Genomic DNA, 9,456 nt, shown 5'->3' on the forward strand with positions numbered 1-9,456 from the left:
GACAAATGTTTAAGGAGTTCAGTGGATTATGATTGTGCAGTTGTGAATTGCTCTTCCTCTGTTGAACCGGCCAGGGCGGTCGTAGAAGAGGTGCCTCCGGAGATGACTTGGGCCACTTCGTCGAAATATCCGGTTCCCACTTCCCTCTGGTGACGGGTAGCCGTGTAACCGAATTTTTCGCTGGCAAATTCGGCCTGTTGCAATTCTGAATAGGCAGCCATGCCACGTTCTTTGTAGCCTCTGGCCAATTCAAACATGCTGTAATTGAGGGAGTGGAAGCCGGCCAGGGTGACAAACTGGAACTTGTAACCCATTTTGCCCAGCTCTTTTTGGAAGTTAGCAATGGTTTCATCATCCAGCTTCTTCTTCCAGTTAAAGGACGGCGAGCAGTTGTAGGCCAGAAGTTTACCCGGATATTTCGCATGGATTGCTTCAGCAAACCGCCTGGCTTCTTCAAGATTGGGCTCTGAAGTCTCGCACCAGATCATGTCGGCATAAGGCGCATAAGCCAATCCCCGGGCAATCGCTTGCTCCAGTCCTGCTTTCACATAGTAGTAACCTTCAGGGGAACGCTCTCCAGTCAAGAAAGGATGATCATAAGGATCCACATCACTGGTCAAGAGCCGGGCGGCGTTGGCATCAGTACGGGCAATGAGCACAGTGGGCACGCCCATAACGTCTGCAGCCAGCCGGGCAGCAATCAGGTTGCGAATGGCATGCTGGGTAGGAAGCAACACCTTGCCCCCCAGATGTCCGCACTTTTTCTCGGAAGCCAGCTGGTCTTCAAAGTGGACCCCTGCTGCACCGGCTTCTATCATCGCTTTCATCAGTTCAAACACATTGAGCGGACCGCCAAATCCTGCTTCGGCATCGGCTACAATGGGGGCAAACCAGTAACGGTCGCTTTTACCTTCCGCATGTTCAATTTGATCAGCCCGTTGCAAAGCTTGGTTGATGCGTTTAACCACATGGGGCACACTGTTGGAAGGATACAAACTTTGGTCCGGATACATTTGGCCGGCCAAGTTGGCATCAGCTGCCACCTGCCACCCGCTGACATAAATCGCTTTTAGGCCCGCTCTCACTTGCTGCACTGCTTGATTCCCAGTCAGGGCACCCAAAGCGTGAACATAATCTTCAGTATTAATCAGTTCCCACAGGCGTTCGGCCCCCATGCGGGCTAAAGTGTACTCAATCTTGATCGAACCTCTCAAGCGCAAAACATCCTCTGCAGTGTAGGGGCGTTCAATCCCTTTCCACCGTTCTGATTTCCAGCTTTCCTCCAAAGCCAAAATGTCTTTTTCGTTTATCATGACAACCACTCCTATCCACGGAATTATTTTTTTAATATTTCTTAAAAAGATATACTCCCCATTTTGCGAAAAATGAGCGACGTGCTATAATGGAGGGGAACACCTTAACGCCATATTGAATCTCTTCCTTGTGATCAACATGTCTGACAGTCGGTGAATTCGGCTGCCAGAACGTTGATCACTTTTTTAATCGATGGCCCCATTTCCCAAGCAGGTTTGGCAAATATGAAATCCTTCACCATGGCAGTGGGGACAAGGGGTGTCTTGATTGACAAAACCTTGGCCGTGACACTGGCTGCACTCCACATCGCCGTGTCCGCCGCAGCGATAACAATCCATCAGTCTCCCTCCTCTCTTACTGTTGATGAGCACCGGATAATTGTTATACATCTGTACTAATACAGATTTTATTTTGTTGATACTATTATATAACAATACTTTTTGATTGATCAATATTAATTTTCAAATTTTTTTGTTTGGTTCTTAGGACCTAAAACTTTAATACTGGGATGAGTTAACGTAGATCAAATAACTGTATACAAAATATAAGACAACCAGCATAGCAGACGGGAGTGGATAAAAAAGGGGACGGGGCTGCCTGCGGCCCATGGCGTAAAGCACAATTCCCAATAATACAATAGCTGACATGGCCGTCAGACGGTGTGTCTCATCAGCCATATACAAAAGCGGGCCTTTCCGATATAAGAGATCCGTAAGACCTAATATTAAGATGTTAAATAAATTGCTGCTTAAAACAGAGCCAATAGCCAATTGGTAGTTACGCAGTTGAAAGGCGGTATAAACTGAAACAGACTCAGGCAATGAAGTGGAAGCAGCAATCAAAAAGCTGCCGACAAAGGTAGAGCCCAATCCGGTTAGTTTGGCAATACGGTCACCGGTCATCGTTAAGACTGATCCAGCCACCAGAATGATGACAGAAGCAACGATGAAACCAATCCAGGCCTGGCGGACAGGAATATCCCGCGACGGATCGTTTGATTGCCGCCCCCTATCTGCTTCTGCTTTAACGGGGATAGACATGGTCTTACGTGTGACAGGAACCGACACTTCAGCCCCATCCTCTTTATTTAGCCGGGATATGAGCACCATGCCTGTTCCGTACACGGCGATAAGAAACAATGTATCCACCCCCACACCCCATATTTCGTAAGGAAACTTGGCAAGCAAGAATAAAAAGACGGCCATGCTCAGGTAAAGCGCCAAAACAGCGGTATATTTTAATGCTCTGGTTGTATGCAACAAGCCTTGCTGCTGGCGGAAATACAGGTCAAAAACCGCAATGATCAACAGATTAAATAAGTTGCTGCCTAGTACATTTCCCACGGCAAGATCAGGGCTATTAATCAAAATTGAGGTTACACTGGTGGTCACCTCAGGTAAAGACGTGGCCACAGCGAGCAAGACAGCACCAATGATCATACCTCCAAACGCTGTTTTATGGCTGATCACGTCGGCGTAGGTGGACAAACGTACAGCCACAACAATGGTTACCAAAGCGGAAATGACAAATAATAGATAGACCATAAGAGCACCCCTGTCAGCATAATAGGCTCTTTATGAGATTGTTTCCCGTTTGACCGCCGCTCATGCATGACAGGGGCTAATGCTACAACTTGAAACGATTTACTTGTTCTTTTAACTGACTGGCATAGGATTCCAGATCATCTGCCAGACGGGCTAATTCCTCCATGGCAGCAGTCTGCTCTTCAATAGAGGCTGACACTTCCTCCGTTCCGGCCGCTGTTTGTTGTGTTATAGAAGTGATAGTATCCAACCCTTTTAACATTTTTTCTTTCTGTTCTACCATGTTTGTAATGGATTCCACCACATTGCCAATGAATTGGTCAATAGCACTAATCTGGCTCATAATGGTTTCAAAGACATGTTGTGTACCAGTGACTGCTTTACTTTGCTCCTCTGTTGCTTGCAACGTTTCTTCCATGATCTGAACCGTCTTGCGGGTATCCGCTTGAATCTCGCCAATCATGCCACTGATACGCTGCAATGCTTGTTCTGATTGCTCTGCCAGCTTGCGCACTTCACCGGCCACAACCGCAAATCCTCGGCCGTATTCACCGGCTCGGGCCGCTTCAATGGCCGCATTTAAGGCCAGTAAGTTGGTTTGATTGGCAATTTCTGAAATGGTGCTCACAATCTCGCCGATGTGCTTTGATCTTTCTTCCAAGACCTGAATAGCCTTGACCACTTCTTCCGTCATGGCGCTCGCCCGGTCAGATTGTTCCCGGAGATGATTCATCTGGCTGAGGCCGTCTTTTGAAGCTGCCAACATCGATTGTGAGGCCGTCTTAATCTCTTGACCCTGATCTTCGATCACCTTGATTTGCTCGGCCAAGTGGGTCACGGCCTGGGCATTTTCAACAACCAGCTCAGATTGCTGAGTGGCACCGGAAGCGATCTCCTCCATTGCTTTGGCCACTTCTGTTGAAGCCGCTGAACTTTGCTCTGAACTGGTAGCCAATGTTTGTGCTGACTCAGCGACCTGATCTGACATGTGCGACACGCTGGCAATCATCTGCTTCATTTGGCTGACCATGAGATTAAATCCTGCAGCCAGTTGGCCTATTTCATCCTTGTGCTTTACACTTACGACGGTATTCAGATCCCCGGACTCCACTTTCTTCATTGCTCTGGTCAGCTGATTAATCGGTTTGGTTATGTTTCTGGCCAGGAAAAAGGAGATGATGATACAAGCTAACATGACCAGACCAAACATCACCACCATCGGGTAGATCATCTTGGATGACTTTTGTTCAAACTCATGCCGTAAAACAACCCCCGCCAGCTTCCAGCCTGTCGTTGGATTGTTCACAAAGGCCATGATCCGGTCACTGCTGTCGTAAGTATACTGCACGATACCCGCTTCCCCACTCCTTTCCATCTCGGTGTAAAAAGTTTCACTGCTCATATCCTGGCCTACCAGATCCGGGTCAGGATGGGCCAGCAACACGCCGTGGTTATCAAACAGAATACCGTAACCTGTCTGTCCAAAATTGACCCGGCCAATCAACTCGACCAAAGTTTGGGCCGAAATATCCAGCCCCACCACAGCCACCAGGCTCCCCCCATCCAAAACCGCCTTGGCAGCCGTAACGACCAGGTTGCCAGTCACTGCATCTATGTAGGCATCTGTCCAAATGACATGATCAGGATGTTCTACTGCTTGTTCATACCAGGGCCGTACACGCGGGTCATAATCATCCGGCAAGGATTGAGTGGGGTATAATATCATATCTCCCTCAGCTGTCCCCACGTAGATGTTTAGAATCTGTTCTGCATGATGTTCTTGATAGTTGGCAAATTGCTGCAGTATGGTTTCTTCTTCAAGCCCCTTAACCGCCTCATTGTTGGCAAACATCAGTGCGTTCCGTTCAATATTATGGAAAAACAATTCAAATGACTGGTTAAGCTGGTCCATGCTCCCCATCATTTCCTGCGACAATTCTTCTTCCAACAGCGTAGCGCCAAACCGGTAACTGAAAAAAGAAAGGATGAGGCCAGCCACTAAAATGACTATGACAAATGGGATACTAATCTTGTAACGTAAACTGAGTGATTTCATCCGCGTTTCCTCCTTGTCTGTTTTGACATATTCATTATTTACCTGACAAAGCCGGGCCGTCCATTATATGTGTCGGCAAGTTTCAAGCTGATTTTAATACTATTTTTTAAGCATTAGCAGATATTTCTATTTTTCATAATTATGTAAAATATATGCACAGAAAAAAGGGCGAGGCAATGCTCCGCCTTTTTCCCTCAATCTGAAACCATTTTCTTTTATACCTTGTACTATTTAACCTGTATAGCTTGTTCAGCGTCCACATACCCTTTACCTTGCACCTGAGGCAGCAAGCCCCAATCTTGTGCAGTCTCCAGCAGCCGGCGTTTCACCTCATCCGGTCTCAGACCGGGATGTTGCTCTAGAATCAGCGCAGCCACACCGGCACAAATGGGGGTGGCCATGGAGGTGCCTGACATGGTCAGATAATACTCTCCCACCCGCCCGGATTTGGAAGCTTTATCCAAAAAGGAACCTGGTGCACGCCAAGAAACAATATTCACACCCACCACTGCACCCCGGCCATCACCGTTGACAAGGAGCCGGTCCCATACGATTAAGCACTTTAACGCCAATCACATGAGCTTCCGACGCAGGGCCTGTATAAGTGCCATTTGAACTGTAGCCATTGGACACAGCGTCTCCAGCACAATGAGTCCCGTGGTCATTGTCATCATAAGGTTCAGTGTGCCGGTTGACAAAATCTTTAAAGGCCACAAGCCGGTTCTCGGGATTGATTAAATCAGGATGGGGATAAATTCCCGTATCAATAACGGCGATCGTCACACCTTTTCCGGTCAATCCTTGGCGATGCACGCGATGGAACGCCAACAAAGCTTGAAACGGTGGTTGTCCCATGCCAGTAAAAATAAGCCTTTAGCATCAATATATCAAACAGCAACAAAAAAGCTTGCAGACCTTGTGAACCTGGGTACTTCAGCGTCTGCAAGCGGAGAGACTGAATGATAACGTCTCAGTATCCTTTAACAGGTATTTTTGCTTATTCTTCCTCTGGCCAGAAGGGATTGCGCCATTCCATCAAGGCCGCATAGTTGTGTGACTCTTCATCCTCTATATAATTGGGCACGACCCCCAAAGGCGTGCGTCCACAACGGAGAAGAAAGCTGATCACCGGGTCCTTAAGCTCACCGTTCACAACTTTTTGCAGGTATTGATCGGCTGACATGTGCGAGGCATGTCTGTGATAACCGGGCATGCGGCCGCCGCCTAACAGGCGCTCCAATCCTTTGTGCACCACCACTTCATACATGGATTGCATGAGCCATTTGCCCAGATCAAGGCCCCGGTAGGCCGGCCGGACACAAATATCGACCACATACAGAGTGTTTCCTTGCGGGTTATGATTGGTAATGTAGCCGTTATCTGTTATCTCTTCCCAGGTATGGGCAGGGTGGCTGGGATCAAAGTCGACAATGAGCCCTGTCATCGATCCGGCCAGCGTTCCTTCCACTTCCACACACAGGGCCCCCTCTGGAAACAGGGTCACATGATTGTGCAATTGCTGTTCATTCCACCACAGCTCAGAGGGAAAAGGAGGCGGAAAACTTTCCTGTTGAATGCGGATCAGTTCCGCAAAATCCTGCTCAGTATAGTTGCGGATGACCACCCGGGCATTTTTCCCTTGATAGGGAAGATAAAGCTTTTTATACACTGCCACATCTCCCCTTAAGTCCAATCGGGATATAAATCAGTCCGGCGGTCGCGCCAGGTGCGAACCGCGCCATGGTTGCGGATTTTGTCCAGCAGTTCAAGGTCAAGATCAGCGGTAATCACCATATCTTGATTGACCTCTCCTTCCATGAGAATGCCTCTTGGCGGGAAGGGAATGTCGTTAGGCGTAATGATCGCTGCCTGACCATAATTGGCCCGCATAAAGTCCACCGTCGGCAGCGAACCAACCGTACCGGTGTTAACCACGTAAACCTGATTTTCCACCGCCCGGGCGTGTGAGGTATAGCGGACCCGGTAAAAACCGTGCTGATCATCAGTGCACGAAGGACAAAAGATCACATTGGCTCCCTTGGCCCTCACCATTCTGACCACTTCGGGAAATTCAATATCATAACAGGTCAGCATGGCTACAACACCTTTCTCTGTTTGAAACACCTGCAAATCCTCGCCTGGGGTTAATTTCCAGTTTTCTTCTTCTGTCGGGGTCAAATGCAGTTTGGCCTGGGTAGCCACCCGGCCGTCCGGATCAAACAGGTGAGCCGTGTTATACAACTTGCCTTGTCTTTCCACCACATGAGTGCCGCCGATAATATACAAGCCATGTTCTGTGGCCAGTGACGTGAACAATTCCAAGTAATCGTCCGTAAACTGGGCCAGTTCTTGTATGGAATAGCCCTGCGGGTGCTCTTTGTCCCGGATGGACATTAATTGGGTGGTGAAAAACTCGGGAAACAATACATATTCAGCATCAAATTCAACCGCTGTCTTCACATAATGGGTTACCTGTTCAGCAAACTCGCGAAAGTCGTGAATCGTATGCAAATGATATTGAACGGCAGACACGCGCATGTTCAATTAAAGTCCCCCTTTTAAGCGTCCTTCCTTTTCCCTGTTTGCTAGTTTTGATATAGCGTACTGCTTATGGTGGCACTTCTATTTTTGCGTCCAATCAAAATGGAAGCTACCTGGTTTGTCCACCCGCTGGAAAGTATGCGCCCCAAAGTAATCCCGCTGGGCTTGCAGCAAATTAGCAGGCAAACGCTCCGTGCGGTAACTGTCAAAATAGGCCAGGGCACTGGAAAAAGCCGGTACCGGAATGCCGCACCGGACAGCGGTGGCCACAACATTCCGCCACGCTTCCTGATAGCGCTCTACTGCATCCTTAAAGTAGGGATCAAGCAAAAGATTGGGAAGGTCCGGGTCACGGTCAAAAGCCTCCTTAATGTTGTGCAAGAAACGGGCCCGGATGATGCAGCCTCCTCTAAAGATCATGGCGATATCCCCTAAATTCAGGTTCCAAGCATAGGCACGAGAGGCGGCCCGCATTTGGGCAAAGCCTTGGGCATAGGAGCAGATTTTGCTGGCATACAAAGCCTGGCGGATCGATTCAATCAACGCTTCCTTATTTCCAGCGAATATTTCCGGTTTGGGGCCTTTCAGGATTTGGCTTGCTTTGACTCGCTCTTCTTTCATCGCTGACAGGAAACGGGAGAAGACAGACTGGGTGATGATAGACAACGGGACGCCTAAATCCAAGGCGCTTTGACTGGTCCATTTCCCGGTTCCTTTTTGTCCAGCCTTATCTAAAATGACATCCACTATTGGTTGGCCCGTTTCAGGATCTTCCTTGGTAAAAATATCGGCGGTAATTTCAATCAAATAGCTGTCTAATTCTCCCTTGTTCCACTCACTAAACGTTTCATGCAGCTGGCGGGTATTGAGACCCACTACATCTTTCAGCAGATGGTACGCTTCAGCGATGAGCTGCATATCACCGTATTCTATGCCGTTATGAACCATTTTCACATAATGGCCGGCACCGTCCGGACCAATATAAGTGGTGCATGGTTCACCATTTACTTTGGCGGCGATGGCTTCAAAAACTGGGGCAACAAGCTGGTGAGCCTCCTTATCTCCGCCAGGCATAATGGCCGGCCCTCTTAAAGCCCCCTCTTCACCGCCGGACACCCCAGCCCCGATGAAGTGTATGCCTTTCTCCCGCAAGTCCTTGTGGCGCCGGATGGTATCTTCAAAGTAGGCATTTCCGCCATCAATGAGAATATCACCTGGGGAAAGGAAGGGAAGGAGCTGCTCAATGGTAGCATCCGTTGCTTCTCCCGCTTTGACCATCAACATGATTTTCCTCGGCTGTTCCAGTGATTCAACGAACTCTTCAACACTATACGTTCCAACAACCTGTTTACCCTTGGCTTCCTCCAGGAACGCTTTCGTTTTTTCAGGGGAACGGTTGTACACGGAAACACGGAAGCCTTTGCTCTCCATATTAAGTGCCAAATTTTTTCCCATGACAGCTAAGCCGATCACGCCTATTTGCTGTTTCTCCATCAGTCCTGTTCCATCCTTTCCACTGTCATTCTTTAGTCAGACACTGTTTACGCCTGAAGTCAATCAACCTTTAACCCGTCTATAGTATATCACAGCTTACAACCAATTAAATTATCCTCTATTTCAACTTTTATCATAAATTTCCGAGAAGACCCCCACTTCTAAACGAAGTGTAAGTGAGGGATGAATCGGGACAAACATATGTTTTCCTTCTGAAACAGAAATGGTATATTAGAACCAGGAGGGAAAATCTATGCAGAAAGCGTATCGTTTTCGCCTGTATCCCAATCAAAAACAACAAACTCTGATCCATAAAACATTTGGGTGTTGTCGCTATGTGTTCAATCACTTCTTGGCCAAACGAAAGGAAGTGTATGAGACTGAAAGGAAAACGTTAGGGTACAACGCTTGTTCATCCATGCTCACACAACTCAAAAAGGAGCTTGAATGGCTGAAGGAACCGGATGCCACGGCATTGCAAACAGAGTTGCGGCATCTGGATGATGC

At 48.1% G+C, this 9,456-nt stretch carries 8 protein-coding genes and 1 pseudogene; 1 reads left to right on the plus strand and 8 read right to left on the minus strand.

Annotated features, from left to right (window positions below):
• Positions 1–26 precede the first annotated feature (26 nt).
• The 8 genes and pseudogenes from aceA to gnd form a co-directional block, all read right to left on the minus strand.
• The gene (gene aceA, locus IEW48_RS08900; RefSeq protein WP_188623501.1) at positions 27–1,313 is read right to left on the minus strand and encodes an isocitrate lyase; all 1,287 of its coding nucleotides are present in this window, start codon (positions 1,311–1,313) and stop codon (positions 27–29) included.
• Between the two features lie 186 nt (positions 1,314–1,499).
• Positions 1,500–1,652: a hypothetical protein gene (locus IEW48_RS08905; protein ID WP_188623502.1), complete on the minus strand. Its 153-nt coding sequence runs from the start codon at positions 1,650–1,652 to the stop codon at positions 1,500–1,502.
• 159 nt (positions 1,653–1,811) lie between these two features.
• Positions 1,812–2,858, minus strand: coding sequence for a sodium:calcium antiporter (locus IEW48_RS08910; RefSeq protein WP_188623503.1), 1,047 nt, complete (start codon positions 2,856–2,858; stop codon positions 1,812–1,814).
• A gap of 82 nt (positions 2,859–2,940) precedes the next feature.
• Positions 2,941–4,914, minus strand: a complete 1,974-nt coding sequence (locus IEW48_RS08915; protein ID WP_188623504.1) for a methyl-accepting chemotaxis protein — start codon at positions 4,912–4,914, stop codon at positions 2,941–2,943.
• A gap of 227 nt (positions 4,915–5,141) precedes the next feature.
• A pseudogene (locus IEW48_RS08920) lies at positions 5,142–5,718 on the minus strand (S8 family serine peptidase); the annotation flags it as partial.
• A gap of 193 nt (positions 5,719–5,911) precedes the next feature.
• Positions 5,912–6,583: a GNAT family N-acetyltransferase gene (locus IEW48_RS08925; protein WP_188623505.1), complete on the minus strand. Its 672-nt coding sequence runs from the start codon at positions 6,581–6,583 to the stop codon at positions 5,912–5,914.
• A 14-nt stretch (positions 6,584–6,597) separates the two neighbouring features.
• Positions 6,598–7,458 carry a carbon-nitrogen hydrolase family protein gene (locus tag IEW48_RS08930; protein WP_188623506.1) on the minus strand — a complete coding sequence of 287 codons (861 nt, stop codon included), beginning with the start codon at positions 7,456–7,458 and terminating at the stop codon, positions 6,598–6,600.
• A gap of 78 nt (positions 7,459–7,536) precedes the next feature.
• Positions 7,537–8,949: an NADP-dependent phosphogluconate dehydrogenase gene (gene gnd, locus IEW48_RS08935; protein ID WP_188623507.1), complete on the minus strand. Its 1,413-nt coding sequence runs from the start codon at positions 8,947–8,949 to the stop codon at positions 7,537–7,539.
• A 253-nt stretch (positions 8,950–9,202) separates the two neighbouring features.
• On the opposite strand from gnd, the gene IEW48_RS08940 reads away from it, so the two are divergent.
• Positions 9,203–9,456 (plus strand): helix-turn-helix domain-containing protein (locus IEW48_RS08940; RefSeq protein ID WP_188623508.1); only part of this gene is annotated, 254 nt, incomplete at its 3' end.

The sequence above is a fragment of the Caldalkalibacillus thermarum genome (assembly GCF_014644735.1).
GTDB classification, from domain to species: Bacteria; Bacillota; Bacilli; order Caldalkalibacillales; family Caldalkalibacillaceae; genus Caldalkalibacillus; species Caldalkalibacillus thermarum.